General features: G+C 73.1%; 25 protein-coding genes. 20 read left to right on the top strand and 5 right to left on the bottom strand.

The features are described from left to right. The first annotated feature begins 337 nt into the window (after positions 1–337). From BX285_RS09535 to BX285_RS09515, 6 genes are all read left to right on the top strand, one after another. Complete coding sequence (locus BX285_RS09535) at positions 338–1927, top strand: acyl-CoA carboxylase subunit beta (protein ID WP_121174890.1); 1590 nt, start codon at positions 338–340, stop codon at positions 1925–1927. 29 nt (positions 1928–1956) lie between these two features. Beyond that, positions 1957–2178 (top strand): acyl-CoA carboxylase subunit epsilon, encoded by a 222-nt coding sequence (locus BX285_RS09530; protein WP_097237591.1) that lies wholly within the window; start codon positions 1957–1959, stop codon positions 2176–2178. 154 nt (positions 2179–2332) lie between these two features. After that, on the top strand, positions 2333–2473 hold the full coding sequence (mmpB, locus tag BX285_RS37210) for a morphogenic membrane protein MmpB (RefSeq protein ID WP_179852854.1): 141 nt from the start codon (positions 2333–2335) through the stop codon (positions 2471–2473). A gap of 47 nt (positions 2474–2520) precedes the next feature. Then, positions 2521–3123 (top strand): nucleoside triphosphate pyrophosphatase, encoded by a 603-nt coding sequence (locus tag BX285_RS09525; protein ID WP_097237590.1) that lies wholly within the window; start codon positions 2521–2523, stop codon positions 3121–3123. An 81-nt stretch (positions 3124–3204) separates the two neighbouring features. Next, positions 3205–3939, top strand: a complete 735-nt coding sequence (locus BX285_RS09520; RefSeq protein ID WP_121174889.1) for a hypothetical protein — start codon at positions 3205–3207, stop codon at positions 3937–3939. Positions 3940–4175: 236 nt separating this feature from the next. Next, entirely contained in the window at positions 4176–5951 is a 1776-nt protein-coding gene (locus BX285_RS09515) for a biotin carboxylase N-terminal domain-containing protein (protein ID WP_121174888.1), read from the top strand. 86 nt (positions 5952–6037) lie between these two features. Here the strand turns inward: BX285_RS09515 and BX285_RS09510 are convergent, their stop codons facing one another. Then, the gene (locus BX285_RS09510) at positions 6038–7003 is read right to left on the bottom strand and encodes a DeoR/GlpR family DNA-binding transcription regulator (RefSeq protein ID WP_398900929.1); all 966 of its coding nucleotides are present in this window, start codon (positions 7001–7003) and stop codon (positions 6038–6040) included. Between the two features lie 237 nt (positions 7004–7240). Then, positions 7241–8695, bottom strand: a complete 1455-nt coding sequence (locus BX285_RS09505) for an NAD(P)H-quinone dehydrogenase (RefSeq protein WP_097237587.1) — start codon at positions 8693–8695, stop codon at positions 7241–7243. A gap of 106 nt (positions 8696–8801) precedes the next feature. Here BX285_RS09505 and BX285_RS09500 point away from each other — a divergent pair, with 106 nt between their 5' ends. Continuing rightward, positions 8802–9239 (top strand): gamma-glutamylcyclotransferase, encoded by a 438-nt coding sequence (locus tag BX285_RS09500; RefSeq protein WP_097237586.1) that lies wholly within the window; start codon positions 8802–8804, stop codon positions 9237–9239. Between the two features lie 6 nt (positions 9240–9245). Here BX285_RS09500 and BX285_RS09495 read toward each other — a convergent pair whose 3' ends face one another. Then, the gene (locus BX285_RS09495) at positions 9246–10217 is read right to left on the bottom strand and encodes a hypothetical protein (protein ID WP_121174886.1); all 972 of its coding nucleotides are present in this window, start codon (positions 10215–10217) and stop codon (positions 9246–9248) included. Between the two features lie 28 nt (positions 10218–10245). Here BX285_RS09495 and BX285_RS38230 point away from each other — a divergent pair, with 28 nt between their 5' ends. The 7 genes from BX285_RS38230 to BX285_RS09465 all read left to right on the top strand — a co-directional run bounded on the left by BX285_RS38230 (position 10246) and on the right by BX285_RS09465 (position 18598). Further along, positions 10246–10377 (top strand): hypothetical protein, encoded by a 132-nt coding sequence (locus BX285_RS38230; protein ID WP_257032662.1) that lies wholly within the window; start codon positions 10246–10248, stop codon positions 10375–10377. Between the two features lie 62 nt (positions 10378–10439). Beyond that, entirely contained in the window at positions 10440–12665 is a 2226-nt protein-coding gene (locus BX285_RS09490; RefSeq protein WP_259470470.1) for a cache domain-containing protein, read from the top strand. Positions 12666–12687: 22 nt separating this feature from the next. Then, positions 12688–14136 carry a poly-gamma-glutamate synthase PgsB gene (pgsB, locus tag BX285_RS09485; protein WP_097240194.1) on the top strand — a complete coding sequence of 483 codons (1449 nt, stop codon included), beginning with the start codon at positions 12688–12690 and terminating at the stop codon, positions 14134–14136. After that, on the top strand, positions 14133–14615 hold the full coding sequence (locus BX285_RS09480) for a poly-gamma-glutamate biosynthesis protein PgsC/CapC (protein WP_097237584.1): 483 nt from the start codon (positions 14133–14135) through the stop codon (positions 14613–14615). The genes pgsB and BX285_RS09480 overlap by 4 nt, the downstream gene beginning before the upstream one ends. Positions 14616–14646: 31 nt before the next feature. Beyond that, positions 14647–15738 carry a C40 family peptidase gene (locus BX285_RS09475; protein ID WP_097237583.1) on the top strand — a complete coding sequence of 364 codons (1092 nt, stop codon included), beginning with the start codon at positions 14647–14649 and terminating at the stop codon, positions 15736–15738. 145 nt (positions 15739–15883) lie between these two features. Continuing rightward, positions 15884–16705, top strand: a complete 822-nt coding sequence (locus BX285_RS09470) for a purine-nucleoside phosphorylase (protein WP_097237582.1) — start codon at positions 15884–15886, stop codon at positions 16703–16705. 174 nt (positions 16706–16879) lie between these two features. After that, positions 16880–18598, top strand: a complete 1719-nt coding sequence (locus BX285_RS09465; protein WP_121174885.1) for a phospho-sugar mutase — start codon at positions 16880–16882, stop codon at positions 18596–18598. Positions 18599–18681: 83 nt separating this feature from the next. On the opposite strand, the gene BX285_RS09460 is transcribed toward BX285_RS09465, so the two are convergent. Then, complete coding sequence (locus BX285_RS09460; protein WP_121174884.1) at positions 18682–19362, bottom strand: PH domain-containing protein; 681 nt, start codon at positions 19360–19362, stop codon at positions 18682–18684. A 118-nt stretch (positions 19363–19480) separates the two neighbouring features. Here BX285_RS09460 and deoC point away from each other — a divergent pair, with 118 nt between their 5' ends. The 5 genes from deoC (at position 19481) to BX285_RS09435 (ending at position 24229) form a co-directional block, all read left to right on the top strand. Continuing rightward, positions 19481–20467, top strand: coding sequence for a deoxyribose-phosphate aldolase (deoC, locus tag BX285_RS09455; protein WP_097237579.1), 987 nt, complete (start codon positions 19481–19483; stop codon positions 20465–20467). A 5-nt stretch (positions 20468–20472) separates the two neighbouring features. Continuing rightward, positions 20473–21954, top strand: a complete 1482-nt coding sequence (locus BX285_RS09450; RefSeq protein WP_121174883.1) for an aldehyde dehydrogenase family protein — start codon at positions 20473–20475, stop codon at positions 21952–21954. Beyond that, complete coding sequence (locus tag BX285_RS09445; protein ID WP_121174882.1) at positions 21947–22852, top strand: aldehyde dehydrogenase family protein; 906 nt, start codon at positions 21947–21949, stop codon at positions 22850–22852. Before BX285_RS09450 ends, BX285_RS09445 begins: the two co-directional genes overlap by 8 nt. 280 nt (positions 22853–23132) lie before the next feature. Continuing rightward, positions 23133–23543 (top strand): hypothetical protein, encoded by a 411-nt coding sequence (locus BX285_RS09440; RefSeq protein ID WP_121174881.1) that lies wholly within the window; start codon positions 23133–23135, stop codon positions 23541–23543. A 47-nt stretch (positions 23544–23590) separates the two neighbouring features. Continuing rightward, positions 23591–24229 (top strand): ATP-binding protein, encoded by a 639-nt coding sequence (locus BX285_RS09435; protein ID WP_097237575.1) that lies wholly within the window; start codon positions 23591–23593, stop codon positions 24227–24229. Between the two features lie 235 nt (positions 24230–24464). Here the strand turns inward: BX285_RS09435 and BX285_RS09430 are convergent, their stop codons facing one another. Continuing rightward, positions 24465–25439, bottom strand: coding sequence for a SigE family RNA polymerase sigma factor (locus tag BX285_RS09430; RefSeq protein WP_373560504.1), 975 nt, complete (start codon positions 25437–25439; stop codon positions 24465–24467). A 278-nt stretch (positions 25440–25717) separates the two neighbouring features. Between BX285_RS09430 and BX285_RS09425 the strand changes: the two genes are divergently transcribed. After that, positions 25718–26395, top strand: coding sequence for a response regulator transcription factor (locus tag BX285_RS09425; protein WP_063349065.1), 678 nt, complete (start codon positions 25718–25720; stop codon positions 26393–26395). Positions 26396–26424: the final 29 nt, after the last annotated feature.

The following is a 26424-nucleotide window of genomic DNA, read 5'->3' as shown; positions in this document are numbered from 1 at the left end:
CGCAAGGCGGAGGAGGGAGCCCAATGCAGCGCATTGGCGACCGACGACAACGCGGCGAGGTGCGTGCCCCGGCGTCGGCCCGCAGGCGGGGGTTTGAAGACGGGCCCTAGGACGTGGGCGCAGGCGTGGGACGTAGGCCGCCCCATCGTCCCCCAGAACGCGCGTCGACACACTGTGTCGATGGCCATAACGCCAGGACATGACGGATGGCCCCGCGTGCTGGCTACGCTACCCAACGGTAGTTCGCAGCGCCGCCCTGCCCTCATGCGCGGGCCCCACCTCCGGCCCGCGCGCACTCGAACAGGTCGCGGCCCATGGATCAGGGAGAGCCACCGGAATGACCGAGGCGCCGTACGACCCCCACACCACCGCCGGCAAGCTCGCCGATCTCCGGCGCAGGCTGGACGAGGCGGTGCACTCCGGCTCGGCCAAGGCCGTGGAGAAGCAGCACGCCAAGGGCAAGTTGACCGCCCGCGAGCGGATCGTGGAGCTGCTGGACGAGGACTCCTTCGTGGAGTTCGACGAGTTCGCCCGGCACCGCTCGACCAACTTCGGCCAGGAGAAGAACCGCCCGTACGGCGACGGCGTGGTGACCGGCTACGGCACCGTCGACGGCCGTCAGGTCGCCGTGTTCGCCCAGGACTTCACCGTCTTCGGCGGCTCCCTGGGCGAGGTCTTCGGCGAGAAGATCGTCAAGGTCATGGACTTCGCGCTGAAGACCGGCTGCCCGGTCATCGGCATCAACGACTCGGGCGGCGCCCGGATCCAGGAGGGCGTGGTCTCGCTCGGCCTGTACGGCGAGATCTTCCGCCGCAACGTGCACGCCTCGGGCGTCATCCCGCAGATCTCGCTGATCATGGGCCCCTGCGCGGGCGGCGCGGTGTACTCCCCCGCGATCACCGACTTCGTGGTGATGGCCGACCAGACCTCGCACATGTTCATCACCGGCCCGGACGTGATCAAGACCGTCACCGGCGAGGACGTCGGCATGGAGGAGCTGGGCGGCGCCCGCACCCACAACACCAAGTCCGGCAACGCCCACTACCTGGCCGCGGACGAGAAGGAGGCGGTGGAGTACGTCAAGAGCCTGCTCTCGTACCTGCCGTCCAACAACCTGAGCGACCCGCCGTCCTACCCCGAGCAGGCCGACCTCGCGGTCACCGACGAGGACCTCGAACTCGACACGATCGTGCCGGACTCGGCGAACCAGCCGTACGACATGCACAAGGTGATCGAGCACATCGTCGACGACGGCGAGTTCCTGGAGACCCAGCCGCTGTACGCCGGCAACATCATCACCGGCTTCGGCCGGGTCGAGGGCCACTCGGTCGGCATCGTCGGCAACCAGCCGATGGACCTGGCCGGCTGTCTGGACATCAACGCCAGCGAGAAGGCGGCGCGCTTCATCCGCACCTGCGACTCCTTCAACATCCCGGTGCTGACCTTCGTGGACGTGCCCGGCTTCCTGCCCGGCACCGAGCAGGAGTGGGACGGCATCATCCGCCGCGGCGCCAAGCTGATCTACGCCTACGCCGAGGCCACCGTGCCGCTGATCACCGTGATCACCCGCAAGGCCTTCGGCGGCGCGTACGACGTCATGGGCTCCAAGCACCTGGGCGCCGACCTCAACCTGGCCTGGCCGACGGCGCAGATCGCCGTCATGGGCGCGCAGGGCGCGGTCAACATCCTGCACCGCCGGGAGATCGCCGAGGCCGAGGCGGCCGGCACCGTCGAGGAGAAGCGGGCCGAGCTGATCGCCTCGTACGAGGACACCCTGCTGAACCCGTACCTGGCGGCCGAGCGCGGCTACGTCGACGCGGTCATCGCGCCCAGCGAGACCCGCCGGCACATCGTCCGGGGCCTGCGGGCGCTGCGCGGCAAGCGCGAGGTGCTGCCGCCGAAGAAGCACGGCAACATCCCCCTGTAGGCCCCTTCCCTGTCGGGAGAGAACCAGCCATGTCCCCGATCCACGTGCTGCACGGGCAGCCGACCCCCGAGGAGCTGGCCACCGTTCTGGCGGTGGTCCAGGCCCGGGCCGCCGCCGCGCACGCCGCCGCCGAGGCGGCGCGTCAGGCCGGCGCCGGCCCGGCCTCCCCCTGGAACGACCGCTCCCGCCTGCTCCGCCCCGCCCTCCACCCGGGCGTAAACGCCTGGCGGACCTCGGGCTGGGCGCGCTGAAACACCCGCCGCGGAGCAGGAAGTCGAACAGATCGACTTCCTGCTCCGCGCTCTTTTCAGGCCCGCTTCCGCGCCCGTTCCCGCCGCCCGGCTTGCCCGAAACCTGAGTACGGATACTCAGGCGCCCGGCCCGGGCACGGCGCACTCTGGACGGGTGCTCTGGTCAGACCCCCGCGACGAGCCCTCGCCCGAGGCCCGTCGGATGCAGGAGCGGATGCAGCGGGCCGGCAAGGTGCTCGCCGCCATCGTGCTGGTGGGCTCCGTCCTGCTGATGATCGCCCGGGCGTTCACCTGAGCCGTTCACCCGAACGGCGGACACCGTCACCCCCTACCCTGGTGGCCATGACCGACCAGCGCACCCTCGTCCTCGCCTCCGCCTCCCCCGCCCGCCTCGGGCTGCTGCGCCAGGCGGGCCTCGACCCGCGCGTGGTGGTCAGCGGCGTCGACGAGGACGCGATCACCGCCGCCACCCCCGCCGAACTCGCGCTGGTGCTGGCCGAGGCCAAGGCGAAGGCCGTCGCCGCCGCCCTGACCGACGGCGAGCTGGTGATCGGCTGCGACTCCGTCCTGGAGCTGGACGGGCAGGCGCTCGGCAAGCCCGCCGACGCCGCCGAGGCGCTGGCCCGCTGGCAGTCGATGCGCGGCCGCGCCGGGGTGCTGCGCACCGGCCACTGCGTGATCGACACGGTGACCGGCCGGCAGGCCTCGGCCACCGCCTCCACCACCGTCCGCTTCGGCACCCCGGACGACGAGGAGATCGCCGCGTACGTGGCCTCCGGCGAACCGCTGCACGTGGCCGGGGCGTTCACCCTGGACGGCCGCTCGGCGCCGTTCGTCGACGGCATCGACGGGGACCCGGGCAACGTCATCGGCCTGTCCCTGCCGCTGCTGCGCCGCCTGCTCGCCGACCTCGGCCTGCGCATCACCGACCTGTGGACCACGTGACCTGTGGACCACGTGACCTGCCACATCCGGCCGTTCGGCCGCTGAGCTGACCGCCGTTCGAACCGGGGAGGGACCGCGGCGATGACCGACAACGTGCTCAACGTGGTGCTGGGCCTGGTGGCCAGTGCCATCAGCGCCGGCCTCGGCTGGCTCGCCCAGGCCCTGCGGCGGCGCCGGAGGGTCGAACAGGTGCGGGAGTTCTTCGGGTTGCCGGCCGGCGGCGAGTGCCTGGTCGTGGTGCCGCGCAGCATCGGCGAGGGCTCGGACGCCGGTACCGTGACCCGCCGGGACGCCTACGCGCTGATGGCGCTGGCCGGGCTGGTGGAAAGCTGCGGGGCCAGGGCGGAGATCGTCGCGCACGACTCGGCGAATCGGGGCATCGGGGCCAGGACCGAGTTCTGCATCGGCGGCCCGGTCAGCAACGAGCGGACCGCCGCCCACCTCGCCTGGGGCCTGCCGGGCGCCCTGGTCACCTCCGGCGCGGACCCGGGCAGCAACGTCATCGTGGTGGGCGACCGCGACTTCACCGCCGACCAGGAGCAGGTGCACGCCCTGCTGGCCCGGATCGCCACCCCGGAGGGGGGCCGTCCGGTGTTCCTCGTCGCCGGCCAGACCGGCACCGCCAACCAGGCGGGCGTGCGCTACCTGGTCGCGCACCACCGCGAACTCGCCCGCGCGCACGGCCGCAACGGCACCTTCGCGGTCGTCCTGCGGGTCGTCAAACCCAAGGCGTACGGGCCGGATCTGGTCGAGGTCGCAGCCGACGTGACGGCCGAGGCGGTGCTGCGGCCCGGCGCCCGCTCCGGCGCCGCTTGAGCGGTCCGCGCGAGAGTGTGGCCCATGCCACCGTCCCGCCACGCCGCCGCCTCGTCACCCGCCGTGGCCCCCACCGTTGCGACCCCACCCGCCGCGACCTGCGGAGTCTTCGTACCGGCCGGTAGCGGGGCGTCCGATCCCATCACCGAGCGTGTGGGATAGTTCACAACCGGGGGCTACTCGCCGGTACTGCCCAGGAATCCATAAACTCAACGAGGTTCAAGAAGGGAGCCACAGTGCGCAAGGTGCTCATCGCCAACCGCGGGGAAATCGCCGTCCGCGTCGCCCGGGCCTGCTCGGACGCCGGTATCGCCAGCGTCGCCGTCTACGCCGAGCCGGACCGGGATGCGCTGCACGTCCGCGCGGCCGACGAGGCTTACGCGCTGGGCGGTGACACCCCCGGTACCAGTTACCTGGACATCGCCAAGGTGCTCAAGGCCGCCGCCGACTCCGGGGCCGACGCCGTCCACCCCGGTTACGGGTTCCTGTCGGAGAACGCCGAGTTCGCCCAGGCCGTCCTGGACGCGGGCCTGATCTGGATCGGCCCGCCGCCGCAGGCCATCCGCGACCTCGGCGACAAGGTGACCGCCCGGCACGTGGCGCAGCGCGCCGGTGCCCCGCTGGTCGCCGGTACCCCGGACCCGGTCTCGGGTGCCGACGAGGTCATCGACTTCGCCCGGGAGCACGGCCTGCCGGTCGCCATCAAGGCGGCCTTCGGCGGTGGCGGCCGCGGCCTCAAGGTCGCCCGCACGCTGGAGGAGATCCCGGAGCTGTACGAGTCCGCGGTGCGCGAGGCGGTCGCCGCCTTCGGTCGCGGCGAGTGCTTCGTCGAGCGGTACCTGGACAACCCGCGGCACGTGGAGACCCAGTGCCTGGCCGACAAGCACGGCAACGTGGTGGTCGTCTCCACCCGTGACTGCTCCCTGCAGCGCCGGCACCAGAAGCTGGTCGAGGAGGCGCCCGCGCCGTTCCTGACCGCCGAGCAGAACGCCGAGCTGTACCGGGCGTCCAAGGCCATCCTCAAGGAGGCCGGCTACGAGGGCGCCGGGACCTGCGAGTTCCTGGTGGCGCAGGACGGCACGATCTCCTTCCTGGAGGTCAACACCCGTCTGCAGGTGGAGCACCCGGTCACCGAGGAGGTCACCGGCCTCGACCTGGTCCGCGAGATGTTCCGGATCGCCGACGGCGAGGAGCTCGGCTACGGCGACCCCGAGGTGCGCGGTCACTCCTTCGAGTTCCGCATCAACGGCGAGGACCCGGGCCGCAACTTCCTGCCCGCGCCCGGCACCGTGACGCTGTTCGCCCCGCCGTCGGGCCCGGGCGTGCGCCTGGACTCCGGCGTGGAGACCGGCTCGGTCATCGGCCCGGCCTGGGACTCGCTGCTGGCGAAGCTGATCGTCACCGGCCGCGACCGCAAGCAGGCCCTGGAGCGGGCCCGCCGCGCGCTGAGCGAGTTCAAGGTGGAGGGCATGGCCACCGCCATCCCGTTCCACCAGGCGGTCGTCACCGACCCGGCGTTCGCGCCCGAGGTGCACGGCAGCGAGGGGCCGTTCACGGTCTACACCCGGTGGATCGAGACCGACTTCGACAACACCATCGCGCCGTTCGCCGGTGCGGCCGGTGACGGCGAGGAGGCCGAGGGCCGGGAGACCGTCGTGGTCGAGGTCGGCGGCAAGCGGATCGAGGTCTCGCTGCCGTCCTCGCTGGGCGCCGGAGCGGCCCCGGCGGCCGGTGCGGGGGTCGCCGCCAAGGCCAAGCGCCGGGTGGGCACCAAGAAGGCCGGTTCGGCCGTCAGCGGTGACACCCTGGCCTCGCCGATGCAGGGCACCATCGTCAAGGTCGCCGTGGAGGAGGGCCAGGTCGTCGCCGAGGGCGAGCTGATCGTGGTCCTGGAGGCGATGAAGATGGAGCAGCCGCTGAACGCCCACAAGGCGGGCACCGTCACCGGTCTCAAGGCCGAGGTCGGCGGGAGCGTCAGCAGCGGCGCCGCGCTCTGCGAGATCAAGGACTGACGTCCTCGGAGCTCCGACCGGTCCGTACGCCCCTCGGGGTGTACGGACCGGTCGCGTTCTACGGGTCTGCGGGCCTGCGAATCGGCTCAGCGGCCGCGCGGCAGGCCCATCTCGGCCAGCCGGACCGGCATCCCGCCGGGGCCGACCGCCCCGCCCGGGCCGCCGTGCGCGCCGGGGCGGCGCTGGCCGGGCAGCGGGGCGCCGCCGGGGGGCGGGGCGGTGCGGCGGGCCATCGGGCCGGGCTGGGTCTGGTGCACCGGGCCGCTGCCGGTGCCGTGCACCGGGGCGTCGCTGCTGGGTGCCGCGCCGAGCGGCGCCAGGTCGATCTGCACCCCGCAGTCGGCGATCGCGTCCAGCTCGCGGGCGGTGGCGTCGTCCGCGGTCGCGTGCTCGTCGGTGACCAGCCGGGTGATGGTCTCGGTGGCGACGGTCGGGAACATGCTGTCCGTGCCGAGCTTGGTGTGGTCGGCGAGGACGATGACCTCGGCGGCCGACTGCACCAGTGCCCGGTCCACGCTCGCGGACAGCATGTTGGCGGTGGAGAGCCCGCGTTCGGCGCTCAGCCCGCTGCCGGAGACGAAGGCCTTGGCGACCCGCAGCCCCTGCAGCGACTGCTCGGCGCCACTGCCCACCAGCGCGTAGTTGGAGCCGCGCAGGGTGCCACCGGTCATCACCACCTCGACCCGGTTGGCGTGGGCCAGCGCCTGGGCGACCAACAGTGAGTTGGTGACGACGGTCAGCCCGGGCACCCTGGCCAGCCGGCGGGCCAGCTCCTGGGTGGTGGTGCCGGCACCGACCACCACCGCGTCCCCCTCCTCCACCAGGCCGGCGGCGAGGTCCGCGATGGCGCTCTTCTCCGCCGCGGCCAGGTGGGTCTTCTGCGGGTAACCGGGTTCGCGGCTGAAGCCGCCGGGGAGCACCGCGCCGCCGTGCCGGCGGTCGAGGAGCCCTTCTGCCTCCAGCGCCCGCACGTCACGACGCACGGTCACTTCGGAGGTCTGGACGACGCGGGCCAACTCCCGGAGCGAGACAGCTCCGTTGGCGCGCACCATTTCGAGGATCAACTGGCGACGTTCTGCTGCAAACACAGAACCGACGGTAACCTGCGTGACCGTCTGCTTTCAGGCGTTTGCAGCTGGTAGCGAGAATTGCTCACGCACGAGCGGCGCGTGACCGTACAATACGCGCCGTCAATAGCCCGGGACTGCGCCCGCCGTACGGGTGAAGGACCGTCATGCGCGAGGGGCGGTCGCCGATCGGCGACCGCCCCTCAACTGTGCGCCGGAGGCTCAGGATTCGCCGTCGGCCCGCTTGCGGATGTGCAGCTGCCGGGCGGCCTCGGCGGTCGAGCCGGAGACCGACGGGTAGACGGTGAAGGCGCTGGCCACCTGTTCGACCGTCAGATTGGCGTCCACCGCGAGCGAGATCGGGTGGATCAGCTCGCTGGCCCGCGGGGCGACGACCACGCCGCCGACCACGATGCCGGTGCCCGGGCGGCAGAACAGCTTCACGAAGCCGTCCCGGATGCCCTGCATCTTCGCCCGCGGGTTGCCGCGCAGCGGGAGCTTGACCACGACGGCGTCCATCTTGCCGCACTCCACGTCGGCCGCGGTGTAGCCGACGGTGGCGATCTCCGGGTCGGTGAAGACGTTGGAGGCAACGGTCTTGAGGTTCAGCGGCTGCACCGCGTCGCCGAGCGCGTGGTACATCGCGATCCGGCCCTGCATGGCCGCCACCGAGGCGAGCATGAAGACGCCGGTGCAGTCGCCCGCCGCGTAGACGCCGGGGGCGGTGGTGCGGGAGACCCGGTCGACCTGGATCTGGCCCCAGTCGTTGAGCTTGATCCCGGCCTCCTCCAGGCCCATCTCGGAGGTGTTGGGGATCGAGCCGACCGCCATCAGGCAGTGCGAGCCCTCGATGACCTTGCCGTCGGCCAGGGTCACCTCGACCCGGTCGCCGATCCGCTTGACGCTCTCGGCGCGCGAGCGGCCCATCACGTTCATGCCGCGGCGGCGGAAGACGTCCTCCAGCACCTCGGCGGCGTCCGGGTCCTCGCCCGGCAGCACGCGGTCGCGGCTGGACACCAGGGTGACCTTGGAGCCGAGCGCCTGGTACGCGCCGGCGAACTCCGCGCCGGTCACACCGGAGCCGACCACGATCAGCTCGCGGGGCAGCTCCTCCAGGTCGTACACCTGGGTCCAGGTGAGGATCCGCTCGCCGTCCGGCTGGGCGTCGGGCAGCTCGCGCGGGTGGGCGCCGGTGGCGATCAGCACGGCGTCGGCGCGCAGCGACTGCACGGTGCCGTCGGGCGCGTCCACCAGGACCTCGCGGGAGCCGTCCACGGCCTGCCCGCCGGTGCCGAGCCGGCCGCGGCCGCGCAGCACGGTGACGCCGGCCCGGGTGACGGACTGGGTGATGTCGTGGGACTGCGCGATCGCCAGGCGCTTCACACGCCGGTTGACCTTGCCCAGGTCCACGCCGACGACCTTGGCGGCCTGCTCGTCCGGGGGCGTGTCGTCCGCGACGATGATGCCGAGCTCTTCGTACGAGCTGTCGAAGGTGGTCATCACCTCCGCGGTCGCGATCAGCGTCTTCGACGGAACGCAGTCCGTGAGCACCGCCGATCCACCCAGACCGTCGCGGTCGACGACGGTCACCTCCGCGCCGAGCTGTGCGGCGACCAGGGCCGCCTCGTAGCCGCCGGGTCCGCCACCGATGATCACGATCCGAGTCACGTTCTCCATTGTCCCGTACGCCGGGAGCGCCGCCACGCCGGGGTCCGAGCTCCTGTGCGAAATCCGTGACCGACCGCGAACTCCGGCCGCCCGCCGCCCGGCTACGCTGGCCCCCATGCCCCTTTACGCCGCGTATGCCACCAACCTCGATGCCCGGCAGATGACCCGCCGAGCCCCGCACTCCCCCCTGCGCGGCACGGGCTGGCTGGACGGCTGGCGGCTCACCTTCGGCGGCGAACAGCTCGGCTGGGAGGGCTCGCTGGCCACCGTCGTCGAGGACGGCAAGGACCAGGTCTTCGTCTCGCTGTACGACGTCTCGCCGATGGACGAGGACGGCCTGGACCGCTGGGAGGGCGTCCAGCTCGGCATCTACCGGAAGATCAAGCTGCGCGCGCAGACCCTGGACGGCGACATCCCGGTCTGGACGTACGTGCTCAACGACTACGAGGGCGGCCTGCCCGCGGCCCGCTACCTCGGCCTGATCGCCGACGCCGCCGAGAGCGCCGGCGCCCCGCACGACTACGTCATGGACCTGCGCCGCCGCCCCTGCTAGGGCCCGTCAGGGCTTCGCGGCCCAGCTGCGCGCGGTCTCGGCCAGCACGCCGGCCACCACCGCGCGCCGGGCCGGCTCGGTGCGCAGCCCGTTGCCGAGCTCGACGTGCAGCCACGGCACCCCGGCCCCGGCTGCGAACCGGCCCTCGACGTTGGTGGTGCCCTCCAGCTGCCCGCACTTCTCCCGCCAGGCCCGGCAGACCGCGAACCCGGCCCGGCCGAGCCCGGCGGCGGTGAGCTCGGCGGCCGGCCCCGCCTGCCCCGCGCCGCCGGAGACCACCGCGTCCTGCCCGGGCAGACTGCCCTCGTCGAAGCCGTGCACCTGGATGCCGGGCAGGCCGCGCCCGGTGAGCGCCTCGACCACGGCGGCGAAGACGGTGTCGGAGCGGTGCGCGACGTCGGAGGAGCCGTCCGCCCCGGCCTTGCGGTGCGCCCCGGCGAGCACCAGCACCCCGCCCGGCGCGGCCCGGAACAGCTCCACGCCGAGCGCCTCGGTGCGGGCGTCCGACACCGGGTGGGGCACCTGCACGGTCCAGTACGGCCGGGCCGAGAGGTCCAGGTAGACCCGGCCCCAGCCGCGGCTCCCGACGGCCGGGGCGTCTGCGGTCTCGGCGATCTCGGCCACCCGGCGGCCGGTCGCGGCCTCGGTGAACTCGGTGAGCCGGTAGCCGACTCGGGCCAGCGCGCGGCCCGCCTGCTCGGCCTGGCCGTCCATGGCGCCGAGCACGCCCTCGGCCACCGCCCGGCGCTGCGCCGCGTCCGGCGCGGTGTACGGGCCGTCCGCCGTGAAGTCGGCGGTGAAGCCGTCCACCCGGGCCGCCAGGTCCACCGGCACCGGCCCCGACGGCGTGCCCCGGGCCACCCGGGGCCGCTCGTCCTGGCCGCGCGCGGCCAGGGTCAGCACCCCCGCCAGCGCGGCCAGCACCAGCAGCACCGCCGCCGGCAGCAGCAGCGAGCGTCGCGAACCCCGAGTCTCCATGGCGGTCGAACCTACCCTGCCCGCCCCGGTGACCATGATCCGCGCCGAGTCGGGAGAAATCGACACCGAAGCGGCACCCGATCGCAACCGACATGTGACAACTTTTGCGAAACCTCTTCGTACGCTGGTCCCGCTTGACCATTTCTTGATCATCGCTTGACCGGGAAGGCCGGCCGCCTCCCGGAGCGGGCGCGCCGAGCCCGGAGGAGAACGAGGCCCCTCGTGAGCACGGCACCCAACCCGCCGCGGCAGCACCGCTACCGCCGCCGGGCCGACATGCCGCTGCTCGGAGGCATCCGCCCACCCATCGCCCTGCTGGTCGTGCTGCTGCTCGCGGTCGCCGCGATCACCGCCCTGGCCGTCGGCGGACTGCGCGTCGACGACACCCCGCAGGCCGTCCGGGAGTCCCACCAGTACGCCGCCGAGGACACCGCCGCCTCGCTGCGCGCCGGGCTCCACGAGAGCGCCACCGACCTGCGCCGGGCCGCCGCCCGCTACGAGGGCGCGCCCGCCGAGCCCGCCGCCGTACTGACCGCGCTCGGCCAGGCGTACCACAAGTGGCGCGGCACGGTCGTGGTCCGCCCCGACACCGGCCGGCTGCTGGCCGCCCGCGGCGAGACCGTCCCGCTGGCCGGGCTGGACCTCAGCAAGGTCACCGACACCGCGCCCGCCCCCGTCCTGGTGCCCTCCACCGCCGGCACCCGGCTGCTCACCTTCGCGCTGGTCGCCACCAAGGCCGACGGCCGCGCCCTGCTGGTCGCCTCCGACAACCTGCGGCTGCCCGGCATCTCCACCCGCAAGGAACAGACCATCCAGGTCCTCGACGCCACCGGCGCCGTCCTGGACACCACCGGCGCCGCGCTCACCGCCGAGGGCGACCGCAGGCTGGTCGACACCGCCCGCGAGCGCGCCGCCCGGCAGCACCCGGCCCCCGGCGAGACGGCCTCCGGCAGCCTGGCCGGCAGCCCCGACGACAAGGGCGTGCGCCGGGTCGCCGGCTGGGCCGCCGTCGCCGCCCCCGGCGGCCACGACCAGGCCGCCCCGCTCGGCCTGACCGTGGTCTCCACCAGCACCGTCGACGGCAGGCCCGGCAGCCTGCGCCACCCGATGCTCGGCCTGGCCGCCGCCGGCGCCCTGGTGGTGCTCGCGCTGCTGCTCGCCTGGTACCTGATCCGCAGCCTGCAACGCCCGCTGCTGGGACTGTTCCTGGAGTCCCGCCGGCTCACCCGCGGCGACCGCCCGGAGCAGCCCGTACGGGGTCCGAAGAGAGGCGAGGCCGGCCGGATCGCCCGCGCCCTGGAGGAGCTGCGGCAGCAACTCCTCGACCCGGCCCGCCCGCCGGCCCCCGCGCCCGCCCGCGGCCGCCGCCCCGGCACCGCGCTGCCGCTCGCAATCTGCGCCGTCCTGGTCCTCGGCTGGTCCGGCCCGCTGCTCTTCCTCGGCGGCAACGACCCGACCGTACGGGTGCCCACCCAGGTCGTCGCCGGCCAGCGCGACCGCACCGACACCGCCGCCGACCGGATCCGCCAGGCGCTCAACGAGGGCTACGCGGACCTGCGTTCGCTCGCCCCCTCGCTCGCCGAGGCCTCCGTCGGCAAGGCCGACGCCCTGCTGCAGGCCACCCTCGCCGAACACGACCGCTACCGCTCGCTCTACGTCCTCGGCGCGAACGGCGAACTCCTCGCCCACGCCGGCGAGGCCCCGCACCGCACCGGCCCGGAGGCGCTCGGCGCGAGCGGGGTGCTGCTGCTCAACAGCTCCGGCAAGGAGCCCCGGATCGCCGCCCGCGCCGCCCTCGCCGCCGCCCCGCCCGACGCCGAGACGGAGGGCGCGCCGGAGCCCAAGGGCCCGGTCCTGGTCGGCGAGTTCAAGACCGGATTCCTCAGCGGGCTGCTGGTCCGCCCGGGCCTCGGCCGGGTCTGGCTGCTCGACGACCGGCAGCGGGTGCTCGCCGCCAACGAGGGCTACAGCTCCTTCGGCGAGCTCCCGGACGGCCGCGCCCGGAAGGTCCTCGCGGACGCCAAGAAGTCCGCCGCCGCCGACGTCCTGCGCGACGGCAACGACCCGACGCTGCTCGCCGCCGCCCCGCTCGGCGGCAACGGCAGCGTGGCCAAGCTCGGCTGGTCCGTGGTCACCGCCCACCCGGTGGCCTGGCTGCACCTCGACCAGAACCGCGCCGACCGGCGCGCCGTGCTGGCCGGCATGCTCGGCCTCACCGCCGCCGCGCTCTGCCTCGGCTGGCTGTTCATCGTCGTCGGCCTCCCGCTGCGCCGGCTCGCCGCGAGCGCCGAGGCGCTGGCCGCCGGGGACCGCCGCACCGTGCTCTACCCCGTCCACCACGACGAGGTCGGTGCCGTCGCCCGCAGCCTGGAGCTGATCCGCCAGGAGCTGGTGCGCGCCGAACTCGCCGAGCGTGCCGTCCGCCGTACCCCCGCCACCGCCCGCTGAGCCCCGCCCGAAGGACCTCCCCGTGCTCTTCCTCTACGTCGTGCTGCTGGTGTGCTGCGCCGTGCTGCTGGTGGCCGGCATCGTCGAGCAGCGCCGGCACTTCACCGCGCTGGAGCAGATCCCGACCCGGGTGCTGGTGAACGGGATCCGCGGCAAGAGCTCGATCACCCGGCTGTGCGCGGGCGCGCTGCGCGGCGGCGGGCTGGTGACGGTCGCCAAGACCACCGGCACCGCGGCCCGCTTCATCCACCCGGACGCCACCGAGGAGCCGGTCTACCGCAAGTTCGGCATCGCCAACGTCGTGGAGCAGATCGGCATCGTCCGCCGCGCCGCCACCTACCGGCCGGACGCCCTGGTGATCGAGTGCATGGCCGTCATGCCCGCGCTCCAGGAGGTCAACCAGACCAAGCTGATCCGCTCCACCATCGGCGTGCTCTGCAACGTCCGCGAGGACCACCTCGCCGAGATGGGCCCGACCCTGGACGACGTCGCCCGCTCGCTGTCCCGCTCGATGCCGGTCGACGGGGTGTGCGTGACCGCCGAGCAGGAGCGCGCGCACATCCTGCGCGCGGAGGCGGCCAAGCGGAACTGCGAACTCGTCGTGGTGGATCCGGAGTCGGTCACCGACGAGGAGCTGCGCGGGTTCAGCTGGTTCACCTTCAAGGAGAACGTGGCGATCGCCCTCGCCGTCGCCGAACTCCTCGGCGTGGAACGGCAGACCGCGCTGCAGGGCATGTGGGCCGCCCCGCCGGACCCGGGCGTGCTCTCGGTCGAGCGCTACCGGACCGCGGACGGCAAGCGGTTGCGCTTCGCCAACGTCTTCGCCGCCAACGACCCCGAGTCCACGCTGATGAACGTCCGCCAGCTGGAGGGCCTGGGCGCGATCCACCGCCCGCTCAACGTGGTCATCAACTGCCGCCCCGACCGGGTCGAACGCAACGGCCAGATGGGCCAGATCGTCCCGAACCTCGACCCGGACACCGTCTTCCTGATCGGCCACCCCACCAGGAGCGCCCGCGACGGCATCCCGGCCGGCTGGTCGGGCCGCGTGGTCGACCTCGGCGGCGACAAGCGCGACCCGGCGCAGCTCACCGCCGACCTGCTGGCCGAACTCGGCCCGGACTCCTCGCTGGTGGCCGTCGGCAACATCCACGGCCAGGGCGAGCTGTTCCTGGAGGAGCTGGCCCGGCTCGACCCGGACGACAGCCCGGACGCGCCGGAGGCACCGGAGTACGCGTACCACGAGCCCGAACCGCTCTACCCGGAGCCGGAGCCGTACCCCGGGCCGTACGCCGAGCCCTACCCGTACGCCGAGCAGTACCGCCACGCCGGGCAGGCCCCCTACGCCGATCCGTACCCGTACCCCCCGCAGGCCCCGTACGCCGAGCCGGTGTACCACCCCGAACCGCTCCCCGACTCCTGGTTCGACCCCGACCACCGCACCGCCGCCCCCTACGGAGACCAGCCGTGATCCCCACCGAGCTCACCCCCGAGATCGCCGCCATCGGCATCGCGCTCGGCCTGGTCTTCTCGCTGGTCTGCTACCTGACCACCAACCTCTCCCCCGGCGGCATGATCACCCCCGGCTGGCTGGCCCTCACCCTGGTCGAGTCGCTGCAGCGGGTGGCCATCGTGATCGGCGTGACGGTGCTGACCTACCTGGCCACCCGGGCGGTCCAGAAGCTGGTGATCCTGTACGGCAAGCGGCTGTTCGCCGCCGTGGTGCTGATCGGCGTGCTGCTGCAGGCCACCGTGATGCTGGTGCTGCAGCGCGAACTGCCCACCCTGTACGCCAACCAGACGCTCGGCTTCATCGTCCCGGGCCTGATCGCCTACCAGCTGGTCCGCCAGCCCCGCGCGGCGACCCTGATGGCCACCAGCACGGTGACGCTCGCCAACTACGTCGTCCTCACCGCCGGCGTCCTGCTCGGCGCCCTGCCCGGCACCTGATCGCCCGGCACCTGATCCGACGGGAACCCCCATGCCATTGACCCGCAAGTCCCTGCTCAGCGGCGGCCTCGCCGTGACCCTGCTGGCCGCCAGCGGCTACCTCACCGTCCAGCTGCGGGACCGCGACCGGCAGCCGGCGGCGGGCAGCAGCGCACCGCTGATCACCACCACCGCCGCCCCCGTCGGCGACGCCGCCACGGCCGCCGCCGCGCCCGCCCAGTACCGCTACGAGCGGCTGGCCGGGCCGGACCGCACGGTGGTCCGGGACGCCCGCGGCGGCGTGGTCGCCACGCTCACCGACAACGCCCGCACCGCCGTGCTGGCCGGCCCCAGCCGCACCTTCGCCGAGCCGGGCACCACCACCGCCACCGTGGTGACCGACAGCTGGGTGCGGCTGATGCCGCAGCCGTGGAAGCCGGGCGCCGAGCAGGAGGCCTGGTTCCGCACCTGGTTCCAGCAGTCGCTCGGCTCCACCGCCGACGACGTCCTCGCGGCGGCCACCCAGTACGTGGGCGGGGCGCCGGCCGAGAAGGACGCCAAGGGCGTGCGCTTCAAGGGCGACGCCTCCTTCGGCCCGCTCAACCCGAACGGCTCGGTCGGCAACGACCTGCGGCTGGAACAGACCGACTTCCTCGACTACCTCGGCGTTCCGTACACGTTCGCCGACAAGGTGACCAAGCAGCCCGACAAGACCCGCTACGGCGCCTTCGACTGTTCGGGCTTCGTCCGGATGGTCTACGGCTACCGCTCCGGCTACCCGCTGCTCTCCAAGGACGCGGCCGGCCCCGGTCTGCCGCGCACCGCCAACGGCCTGGCCCGGCTCGGCCCCGGCGTCCCGGTGATCCCGCTGACCACCGCCGCCGGCTCGGACACCACCCTGCGCCCGGCCTCGATCGACCCGCTGCTCCCCGGTGACCTGGTGTTCTTCGAGATCGACGCCCGTACCGGCGCCCGGCTCGACCACACCGGCATCTACCTGGGCCTGGACACCGACGGCCATCCCCGGTACATCTCCAGCCGGGAGGAGGCGGACGGCCCGACCTTCGGCGACAAGGGCGGCACGGCGCGACTGGACGACAACGGCATGTACGCGAAGGGGCTGCGCAGCGCGAAACGGCTGTGAGCCGGATCCGCAGCTGTCGGAACCGACGAGACCCGTCACCCGGAAAGCGCCATCGAGCTGTGGTTTCGGGTCAACCGGGTAACGATCCGACATGCCGCAGCGGATTTTCTACGCGCGTAGTCGATTCCCGTCTATCCTCGGACCCGTGAACGCTTCTCCTCAGTCGGTCCTCTCCGCCGACCCCTACGCCGCCGCCCAGGCCGCCGCCGAGCGCCTGCGCGAGCTGACCGGTGCCGAGCGCCACGACGTCGCCCTGGTGATGGGCTCCGGCTGGGTGCCGGCTGCCGACGCCCTGGGCGAGACCGTGGCCGAGTTCCCGGTCACCGACCTGCCCGGTTTCCCCGCCCCCGCCGTCGCCGGCCACGCCGGCAAGATCCGGTCGGTGAAGATCGGCGACAAGCGCGCCCTGATCTTCCTCGGCCGCAACCACTACTACGAGGGCCACGGCGTGGCCACCGTGGTCCACGGCGTGCGCACCGCCGCCGCGGCCGGCTGCGGCGTCATCGTGCTGACCAACGGCTGCGGCGGCCTGCGCCAGGGCTGGACCCCGGGTCAGCCGGTCCTGATCAGCGACCACATCAACCTGACCGCGGACTCCCCGATCGTCGGCGCCAACTTCGTCGACCTCACCGACCTGTACTCCAAGCGCCTGCGCGCGCTCTGCCACGAGGTCGACCCGTCCCTGGACGAGGCCGTCTACGTGCAGTTCCGCGGCCCGCACTACGAGACCCCGGCCGAGGTCAACATGGCCCGGGTGATCGGCGGCGAGCTGGTCGGCATGTCCACCACCCTGGAGGCCATCGCCGCCCGCGAGGCCGGCTCCGAGGTGCTCGGCATCTCCCTGGTCACCAACCTGGCCGCCGGCATGACCGGCGAGCCGCTCAACCACGAAGAGGTCCTGGAGGCCGGCAAGGCCTCCGCCGAGCGCATGGGCGAGCTCCTGGCGAAGGTCCTTGAGCGGATCTGACGCCCGGCAGGCGCAGAATTCATGAGTGACGGGGCCCACGGGCGGCGTGATCCGCTGATCACACCTTCCCGTGGGCCCCGTCCGCATGCGCATCCCCCTCTTTGCGGAACCCCCCGGTCTTAGCGGAACCCTCCGGCCGACACACCGACGCACTTCCCGATGGAGCTGGCAGCCATGTCTCAGGCACCCACCACCGACCTCCTCGCCCGGACCCGGGCCTGGCTGGCCGAGGACCCCGACCCGCAGACCCGCGAGGAGCTCAGCGCCCTGCTCGCCCGGGCCGAGGGCCCGGAGGCCGAGTCGGACAGCAAGCTCGCCTGGGCCGAACTCGCCGAGCGCTTCTCCGACCGGCTCCAGTTCGGCACCGCCGGTCTGCGCGGCGAACTCGGCGCCGGTCCGATGCGGATGAACCGCTCCGTGGTGATCCGGGCCGCCGCCGGCCTGGTCGCGTACGTCCGGAAGCAGGGCCTGGGCGACCTGGTCGTCATCGGCTACGACGCCCGGCACAAGTCGTACGACTTCGCCCGCGCCACCGCCGCCGTAGTGGTCGGCGCCGGGCTGCGCGCCGCGCTGCTGCCCCGCCCGCTGCCCACCCCGGTGCTCGCCTTCGCCATCCGCCACCTGGGGGCGGCCGCCGGCGTCACCGTCACCGCCAGCCACAACCCGCCGCAGGACAACGGCTACAAGGTCTACCTGGGCGACGGCTCGCAGATCGTCCCGCCGGCCGACGCCGGGATCGCCGCCGAGATCGACGCGATCGGCTCGCTGAGCGAGATCCCGCTCGCCGAGGACGGCTGGGAGGTGCTGGGCGAGGACGTCATCGAGGCCTACCTGGCCCGCGCCGTCTCCATCGTGGACCCGCACAGCCCGCGCGAACTCGACGTCGTCTACACCCCGATGCACGGCGTCGGCCGCGACACCCTGGTCGCCGCCTTCCGCCGGGCCGGCTTCCCGGCGCCCACCGTGGTCGCCGAGCAGGCCGAGCCCGACCCGGACTTCCCGACCGTCGCCTTCCCCAACCCGGAGGAGCCGGGGGCGATGGACCTCGCCTTCCGCACCGCCGCCTCGGTCGGCCCGGACATCGTGATCGCCAACGACCCGGACGCCGACCGCTGCGCGGTGGCCGTGCCGGACAACGGCAACGCAGCCGGCAGCGGCAACGGCACCTCCGGCTGGCGGATGCTGCGCGGCGACGAGGTCGGCGCGCTGCTCGGCTCGGCCCTGGTCGCGAAGAAGGCCGAGGGCACCTTCGCCACCACCATCGTCTCGGCCACCCTGCTCGGCCGGATCGCCGAGGCGGCGGGCCTGGGCTACGAGGAGACGCTGACCGGCTTCAAGTGGATCTCCCGCGCCGAGGGCCTGCGCTACGGCTACGAGGAGGCGCTGGGCTACTGCGTCGACCCGCAGGGCGTCCGGGACAAGGACGGCATCACCGCCGCCCTGCTGGTCGCCGAGCTCGCCGCGACCCTCAAGAAGTCCGGCCGCACGCTGTCCGACCTGCTCGACGACCTGGCGCTGGAGCACGGCCTGCACGCCACCGACCAGCTCTCGGTCCGGGTCCAGGACCTCTCGCTGATCGCCGACGCCATGCGCCGCCTGCGCGAGCAGCCCCCGACCGTCCTGGCCGGCCTGAGCGTCACCCGCGCCGACGACCTCGCAGCCGGCTCCGCCGAGCTGCCGCCCACCGACGGCCTGCGCTACTACCTGGCCGGCGAGGCCGTCCGCTCGGCCCGCATCGTGGTCCGCCCCTCCGGCACCGAGCCCAAGCTGAAGTGCTACCTGGAGGTCGTCCTCCCGGTCGCCTCCGCCGCCGAGCTCGCCGCGGCCCGCACCCGCGCAGCCGAGCTGCTCGACACCATCAAGCAGGACCTCGCCGCAGCCGCCGGCATCTGATCACCCGCACGCGGGAGGGCCCGCCGGTCCGTGACGTACGTGACCGGCGGGCCCTCCCGCGTTCCGGGTCGGGACTCCCGGGCTCAGACGGCGATGACGGTGACCAGCGCGATCAGGCCGGCCACGGTGGGGGCGATCACCCACCAGCACCAGCGCACCACGACCGGCCCGGCCGCGTCGGGGCGGGCGGCGTTGCGCTCGGCCATCTCCTGCAGCACGGCGGTGACCTGGTCGGACCAGGCGCGGGTCGGGTCGGGCGAGCCCTGGACGACGGGGTTGCTGCGGGTGGGGAGGCCCAGCCCCAGGCCGGTCCGGGAGGCGTGCTCGGTGGTGCCGCGGCTCTGGGCGCGGGTGGCCCGCTTGCGCTGGCGCAGCGACACCGGCACCGCCCACACCTGGTACTTCCCACCGTCGGCGAACAGCTCGACCGAGTACCCGGCGCGCAGCCCCTCCACCGAGGCCCAGGGCGCGACGACGGTCCGCCAGGGGTTGCGCACCACCAGGCGGCTGCGGCTCGCCCGCACCTCGGGGCGCAGGGTGTAGGCGATCACCGGGAACGCGAACACCGGCACCGCGGCGAGCGAGACGTACGGGGTCTTCCCCGTCCCGGTCACCACCGCGTCGCCGATCAGCCAGGCGGCGACGGCCAGCAGCAGCACTCCGGAGATCACACCGGGAACGGAGCGGTACACGCGGTCCGCGTACTCGGGCTCCCCGTCGGGGGCGGCGGGGCCCTGGTGGGGCTTGCCGTCGGAATCGGTCATGGCCTCGATTCTGCCCCATGCTCCACACCCGGAGGTCTCGGTCCGGCCACGAAAGCGGCCACGAAAGGTGGCCGCTCTGGCGGACTACTACGCGCGTAGATATGCTGGTCTGGTGACTATGTCCACTGTTGCAGCCAATGCCCCCGGCGTTGCGGGCAGCGGCCTTCAGGACGTTGCGGCGTCCGAGGCCTCGCTCCGCCGCTTTCTGCACGGCCTGCCCGGCGTCGACCAGGTCGGCCTTGAGGCGCGTGCCGCCACCCTCGGTACCCGCTCGATCAAGACCACGGCGAAGGCCTATGCCATCGACCTGGCGATCTCGATGATCGACCTGACCACGCTGGAGGGCGCGGACACGGTCGGCAAGGTGCGCGCGCTGTGCGCCAAGGGCAGGACCCCCGACCCGACCGACCCGACCACCCCCCGCGTCGCCGCCATCTGTGTCTACCCGGACATGGTCGCCACCGCGAAGGACGCCCTCCGGGGCACCGACATCCAGGTCGCCTCGGTGGCCACCGCCTTCCCGGCCGGCCGCGCCGCCCTCCCGGTCAAGCTCGCCGACACCGCCGACGCGGTGGCCGCGGGCGCGGACGAGATCGACATGGTGATCGACCGCGGCGCCTTCCTCTCCGGCCGCTACCTCGACGTCTTCCAGGAGATCGTCGCCGTCAAGGAGGCGTGCAAGCGCGCCGACGGCAGCTACGCCCACCTCAAGGTCATCTTCGAGACCGGCGAGCTGCAGACCTACGACAACGTCCGCCGGGTCTCCTGGCTGGCGATGCTGGCCGGCGCCGACTTCATCAAGACCTCCACCGGCAAGGTCGCCGTCAACGCCACCCCGCCGGTCACCCTGCTGATGCTGGAAGCCGTCCGCGATTTCCGCGCGGCCACCGGCGTCCAGGTCGGCGTCAAGCCCGCCGGCGGGATCAAGACCACCAAGGACGCCATGAAGTACCTGGTGATGGTCAACGAGACCCTCGGCGACGACTGGCTGACCCCGCACTGGTTCCGCTTCGGCGCCTCCAGCCTGCTCAACGACCTGCTGATGCAGCGCCAGAAGCTGGCCACCGGCCGCTACTCCGGCCCCGACTACGTGACGGTGGACTGATCACCATGGCCAAGAAGAAGAACACCGAGGAGCCCACGGCCAAGCCCGCCGGCGGCCTCTTCGCGTACGCCCCGGCCCCCGAGTCCCCCGCAGCCGCGGGCGACATCGCCACCTCCTACGGCCACTTCATCGGCGGCGAGTTCGTCGACTCCTCCGGCAGCGAGGCCCTGAAGACGGTCAACCCGGCCACCGAGCAGGTGCTCGCCGAGTTCGCCCAGGGCACCGACGAGGACGTCGACCGCGCGGTCGCCGCCGCCCGCAAGGCCTTCACCGACTGGTCGGCGCTGCCCGGCAGCGAGCGCGCCAAGTACCTGTTCCGGATCGCCCGGATCATCCAGGAGCGCAGCCGCGAGCTGGCCGTGCTGGAGTCGATCGACAACGGCAAGCCGATCCGCGAGACCCGCGACGTCGACCTGCCGCTCGTCGCCGCGCACTTCTTCTACTACGCGGGCTGGGCCGACAAGCTCGACTACGCCGGCTACGGCCCGAACCCGAAGCCGCTCGGCGTGGCCGGCCAGGTCATCCCGTGGAACTTCCCGCTGCTGATGCTGGCGTGGAAGATCGCGCCCGCGCTGGCGACCGGCAACACGGTCGTCCTGAAGCCGGCCGAGACCACCCCGCTGACCGCGCTGCGCTTCGCCGAGATCTGCCGCCAGGCCGGGCTGCCGAAGGGCGTCGTCAACATCGTCACCGGTGACGGCCGCACCGGCGCCGCGCTCACCGCGCACCCGGACGTCAACAAGGTCGCCTTCACCGGCTCGACCCCGGTCGGCCGGGCCATCGCCAAGCAGCTGGCCGGCACCCGCAAGAAGCTCTCGCTGGAGCTGGGCGGCAAGGCGGCCAACATCGTCTTCGACGACGCGCCGATCGACCAGGCGGTCGAGGGCATCGTCAACGGCATCTTCTTCAACCAGGGCCACGTCTGCTGCGCGGGTTCGCGCCTGCTGGTCCAGGAGTCGGTCCAGGACGAGCTGCTGGACGCGCTGAAGCGCCGGATGGGCACCCTGCGGGTCGGCGACCCGCTGGACAAGAACACCGACATCGGTGCCATCAACTCGGCCGAGCAGCTGGCCCGGATCACCGCGCTGACCGACGCCGGCGAGGCCGAGGGCGCCGAGCGCTGGTCGCCGGCCTGCGAACTCCCGGGCACCGGCTTCTGGTTCAAGCCGACCCTGTTCACCGGCGTCAGCCAGGCCCACCGGATCGCCCAGGAGGAGATCTTCGGCCCGGTCCTGTCGGTGCTGACCTTCCGCACCCCCGAAGAGGCGGTCGCGAAGGCCAACAACACCCCGTACGGCCTCTCCGCCGGCATCTGGACGGAGAAGGGCTCGCGCATCCTCTGGATGGCGAACAAGCTCAAGGCCGGCGTGGTCTGGGCCAACACCTTCAACAAGTTCGACCCGACCTCGCCGTTCGGCGGCTACAAGGAGTCGGGCTACGGCCGCGAGGGTGGCCGCCACGGTCTGGAGGCCTACCTCGATGTCTGACACGACCTTCGCGCGTCTTGACGTCCTCAAGACCTACAAGCTGTACGTCGGCGGGAAGTTCCCGCGCTCCGAGAGCGGGCGGGTGTACGAGGTGACGGACTCGAACGGCGAGTGGCTCGCCAACGCCCCGCTGGGCACCCGCAAGGACACCCGGGACGCCGTCCTGGCCGCCCGCGCGGCGGTCAAGGGCTGGGCCGGCACCACCGCGTACAACCGCGGCCAGGTGCTGTACCGGGTCGCCGAGATGCTGCAGGGCCGGCGCGAGCAGTTCGCCGCCGAGGTGGCGCTCTCCGAGGGCATCGGCCCGAAGAAGGCCGCCGCGCTGGTGGACGCCGCGATCGACCGCTGGGTCTGGTACGCAGGCTGGACCGACAAGGTCGCCCAGATCGCGGGCGGCGCCAACCCGGTCGCCGGCCCGTACTTCAACCTGTCGAGCCCGGAGCCGACCGGCGTGGTCGGGATCGTCGCCCCGCAGGCCGGGTACGGGCACTCGCTGCTCGGCCTGGTCTCGGTGATCGCCCCGGCGATCGCCACCGGCAACACGGTCGTGGTCGCGGCCGCCGCGGACGCCCCGCTGCCCGCGCTGTCGCTGGGCGAGGTGCTCGCCACCTCGGACGTCCCGGGCGGCGTGGTCAACATCATCTCGGGCCGGACCGCGGACATCGCCCCCACCCTGGCCTCGCACCAGGACGTCAACGCGGTGGACCTCACCGGGGCCATCGCCGCCGAGGGCCCCGGCGCGGCGCAGGCCCTGGAGGCGTCCGCCGCCGATACCCTCAAGCGGGTAGTCCGTCCGGTGCTGGACCCGTTCGCCCAGGACTGGACCAATGCGCCCGGTACGGACCGGCTACTCTCGTTCCTGGAGACCAAGACGGTCTGGCACCCGATGGGTATCTGACCTCCGCTCTCCGGGCACAACTCCACAGACTGGCCGTCCCCAGTGCCCTCACCCCCCCTAGGGCCCGGACGGTCACAGGACGGACCCGCGCCTCTCCCCCCCTGGCGCGGGTCCGTCGGCGTTTTCTTCGGCGTTTTCGTCCGTGTCCTGTGGGCGTCCCGTGGGCGTCCCCCGCGGGGTTCCGTCGACTTTCGTCAGGCCCGCCGCCGACTTTCGGCGCTCCCGACCGCCCCTCCGGCCGCGCCAGAATCGGCGGTACGCAAACGACCGAGGGGGGCACATGGGAGAGTTCTTGGGCGAGTTGGCGACACTGTTCGCGGACGGCGCCTTCCGCCGGTGGCACGTGGCCCGCACCAGGCGCCGGCTGGCCGCCGGCCGACCGGTCCGGGTGCCCTGCTCGGCGCGGTCCGACCGGGCCGGCTGGCAACGCGCCTACGTCAACGGCACGTTGGACATCACGCCCGGAGCCGCCACGGCGGCCTTCGGCGAGCGCGGCGGGGACCGGCTCCAACTGCCCACCGGGGGAAGCTTCCACGAGCCCGAGCCGGACACCTGGTACGACCAGGACTGGGCCGCCACCTGCTACCTGCCGCCCGACGGCGGGGAGCCGGTCCACCTCCAGGTCGACAGCCGGTACCTGCCGCTGGTCCACGTCACCCTCGCCGACCCGAAGTCGCAGCAGAAGGTCTGAACCGACCGGTTTCGGCAACGGGCCGGGATGCGTCAGACTGGTGTCCCGTGAGTGACTCCCCCATGAACCCCGCACCGACCGCGCACGCCCGGGTGATCCTGCTCTCCGGGCCCTCCGGGTCGGGGAAGTCCTCGCTCGCCGAGCGCAGCGGCCTGCCGGTGCTCCAGCTCGACGACTTCTACAAGGACGGGGACGACCCGACCCTGCCACGGCTGCCCGACGGCGCCGTCGACTGGGACTCCCCGCTCGCCTGGCACCGCGACCAGGCCGTCGCCGCCATCCGCACCCTGCACGAACGCGGCCGAACCGACGTCCCGGTGTACTCGATCCCGGACAACGGCCGGATCGGCACCCGCACCCTGGAGCTGGGCGGCGCCCCCGCGTTCATCGCGGAGGGCATCTTCGCGGCCGAGATCACCGGCGAGTGCGCCGAGGAGGGGCTGCTCGGCGACGCCCTGTGCCTGCGCAACGGCGCGCTCACCACGGCCTGGCGGCGGCTGCGCCGGGACGTCCGGGAGGGCCGCAAGTCGCTGCCGGTGCTGGTGCGCCGGGGCCTGCGGCTGATGCGGGCCGAGCGGTCCATCGTCGGGCGGCAGGTCGCGCTCGGCTCGTACGCGTGCGCCGGCCCGGAGGCCGAGCGGCGGATCCACGCCGCAGCCCGGACGACGGAGCTCTCCGCGGCCTGAGGCCGTCCGCCCCTGGAAGCAGGACAAGGCAGCAGAACGACGGGCCCGGTGCGTCTCCCCCGCACCGGGCCCGTCGCCTTCCCGAACGATCCTCGGCTCCCCCACGGGCATGCTCCCCCGAGCCGCTGCCCCCGGACCGTGACCGTCCGCTTCCCGTCCCCCGACGGGAGTCCTCTGTTGCGTCCTACGACCTCGTCGGCTGACCTCGCCGGGCCGACCTGGTCGAACGACCCTGTTACGCGACCAGTTCGCCGAACGCCCGGACGGTGTCGCCCGACTTGTTCAGGTGCTCGTCGTCGCGCAGCCGGCGCAGGGCGCGCCAGATGCTGCTCTTGACCGTGCCGACGCTGATCCCCAGCACGTCGGCGATCTCCGGGTCGGTCTTGCCCTCGTAGTACCGCAGCACCAGCATGGTCCGCTGGTTCTCCGGCAGCTTCGCCAGCGCCTGCCAGAGCACGGTGCGCAGCTCGGTGCCGCCCATCGCGTCGGTGTCGCCGGCCGTCTCCGGCAGCTCCTCGGTCGGGTACTCGTTGACCTTGCGGCGCCGCCAGGCGGAGATGTGCAGGTTGGTCATGGTGCGGCGGAGGTAGCCGCCGACCGCGGCCTTGTCGGTGATCCGGCCCCAGGCCCGGTAGGTGCTGAAGAGCGCGCTCTGCAGCAGGTCCTCGGCCTCGTAGCGGTCACCGGTGAGGTGGTACGCCGTGGCGTACAGGGAGGCGCGGCGCTCGCGCACGTACGCGGTGAACTCCGTGATGTGGTCCTCCGCGGCGGCCGAGTGCTCCCCCTGCGCGCCTCCCTGTCCCGCCTCGGTGGTGCGGGCCGCGGCGGGGTTCAGCCGCAGCAGCGTCGCACCGGCGGCCTCACGACCGGCCGGTTCCCCCGAACCGACCGTCCGCAGACCGTTCCCCCCGGTACCCCGGTTCCCCCCCGGGGTGTCCGTGCCCTCGACGCGGACGGGGAGGATCCCCCGCAGCGTGAGGGTGTTGGCGGAGTCGACCGAACTCCCCAGCCGGCCGACTCCGTACAGCTCCCCCGTCCTGCCGCCGCCGCTCACCCGACGGGCGACAGGGTTTCCACCGGTGCTGTGCGCGCACCCCCGTACGGTCACGGCACCGGAGTTCTCGTCGGTCCTGATCTCGTACCGGGTGCGGTGGGCGGTGGCTGACGAACGCGCGGTGCGGACAGCCGGGTTGGTCCGGGTCTGAAGCATGGCGTTCATCGTGCGCCCCCTGGGTCGGTACGAGCGGTTCCGGTAGCCGCCCTCCAGCCGGCCTTGCGGCCCGCTGTCCTGCGGCGACATGGAAAATCCTGCCCGCCGGTTGTGATGGCGCTGTCCGCCGACTGTCACAGGGGTGTCACAGGCGTGGGCCTTTCGTCCCGGTCCGCCTCCCTCCGTACCGGACGCCGGTGGCGGTCCTTCCGGTTCCCGGACGGTCGGTGAACGGTCCCGGGGGTGATTCGACGCTTCCGGTGGGCCAAAATGGGGCCGTGCCTTTCCTCCTACTGATCGAGGACGACGACGCCATCCGGACCGGCCTCGAACTCGCCCTCACCCGCCAGGGCCACCGCGTGGCCACCGCCGCCTCCGGCGAGGACGGTCTGAGGCTCTTCAAGGAGCAGCGGCCCGACCTGATCGTGCTGGACGTCATGCTGCCCGGGATCGACGGCTTCGAAGTGTGCCGTCGGATCCGCCGCACCGACCAGCTGCCGATCATCCTGCTGACCGCGCGTTCCGACGACATCGACGTGGTGGTGGGCCTGGAGTCCGGCGCGGACGACTACGTCGTCAAACCCGTGCAGCCGCGCGTGCTGGACGCCCGGATCCGGGCGGTGCTGCGGCGCGGCGAGCGGGAGAGCTCGGACTCCTCGGCGTACGGCACCGTGGTGATCGACCGGGCGGCGATGACCGTCACCAAGGACGGGCAGGACCTCCAGCTCACCCCGACCGAGCTGCGGCTGCTGCTGGAACTCAGCCGCCGCCCCGGCCAGGCACTCTCCCGCCAGCAGCTGCTGCGGCTGGTCTGGGAACACGACTACCTCGGCGACTCCCGGCTGGTGGACGCCTGCGTGCAGCGGCTGCGCGCCAAGGTCGAGGACGTGCCGTCCGCGCCGACGCTGATCCGCACCGTCCGCGGGGTGGGCTACCGGCTGGACCCGCCGGCCTGAGGCCGCCCGACCGCCCTTCTCGTCCTCAG

Source organism: Streptomyces sp. 1114.5 (assembly GCF_003635085.1).
Classification (GTDB): Bacteria; Actinomycetota; Actinomycetes; order Streptomycetales; family Streptomycetaceae; genus Kitasatospora.
This window is presented reverse-complemented; position numbering and strand designations above follow the sequence as displayed.

Coding starts and splice junctions, on each gene's coding strand:
- BX285_RS09465 (WP_121174885.1), top strand. CDS start 16,880: ATGTCTCAGGCACCCACCACCGACCTCCTCGCCCGGACCCGGGCCTGG.
- deoC (WP_097237579.1), top strand. CDS start 19,481: ATGTCCACTGTTGCAGCCAATGCCCCCGGCGTTGCGGGCAGCGGCCTT.
- BX285_RS09535 (WP_121174890.1), top strand. CDS start 338: ATGACCGAGGCGCCGTACGACCCCCACACCACCGCCGGCAAGCTCGCC.
- BX285_RS09450 (WP_121174883.1), top strand. CDS start 20,473: ATGGCCAAGAAGAAGAACACCGAGGAGCCCACGGCCAAGCCCGCCGGC.
- BX285_RS09500 (WP_097237586.1), top strand. CDS start 8,802: ATGCCCCTTTACGCCGCGTATGCCACCAACCTCGATGCCCGGCAGATG.
- BX285_RS09520 (WP_121174889.1), top strand. CDS start 3,205: ATGACCGACAACGTGCTCAACGTGGTGCTGGGCCTGGTGGCCAGTGCC.
- BX285_RS09530 (WP_097237591.1), top strand. CDS start 1,957: ATGTCCCCGATCCACGTGCTGCACGGGCAGCCGACCCCCGAGGAGCTG.
- BX285_RS09445 (WP_121174882.1), top strand. CDS start 21,947: ATGTCTGACACGACCTTCGCGCGTCTTGACGTCCTCAAGACCTACAAG.
- BX285_RS09525 (WP_097237590.1), top strand. CDS start 2,521: ATGACCGACCAGCGCACCCTCGTCCTCGCCTCCGCCTCCCCCGCCCGC.
- BX285_RS09430 (WP_373560504.1), bottom strand. CDS start 25,439: ATGCTTCAGACCCGGACCAACCCGGCTGTCCGCACCGCGCGTTCGTCA.
- BX285_RS09475 (WP_097237583.1), top strand. CDS start 14,647: ATGCCATTGACCCGCAAGTCCCTGCTCAGCGGCGGCCTCGCCGTGACC.
- BX285_RS09505 (WP_097237587.1), bottom strand. CDS start 8,695: ATGGAGAACGTGACTCGGATCGTGATCATCGGTGGCGGACCCGGCGGC.
- BX285_RS09440 (WP_121174881.1), top strand. CDS start 23,133: ATGGGAGAGTTCTTGGGCGAGTTGGCGACACTGTTCGCGGACGGCGCC.
- BX285_RS09460 (WP_121174884.1), bottom strand. CDS start 19,362: ATGACCGATTCCGACGGCAAGCCCCACCAGGGCCCCGCCGCCCCCGAC.
- BX285_RS09495 (WP_121174886.1), bottom strand. CDS start 10,217: ATGGAGACTCGGGGTTCGCGACGCTCGCTGCTGCTGCCGGCGGCGGTG.
- BX285_RS09510 (WP_398900929.1), bottom strand. CDS start 7,003: ATGGTGCGCGCCAACGGAGCTGTCTCGCTCCGGGAGTTGGCCCGCGTC.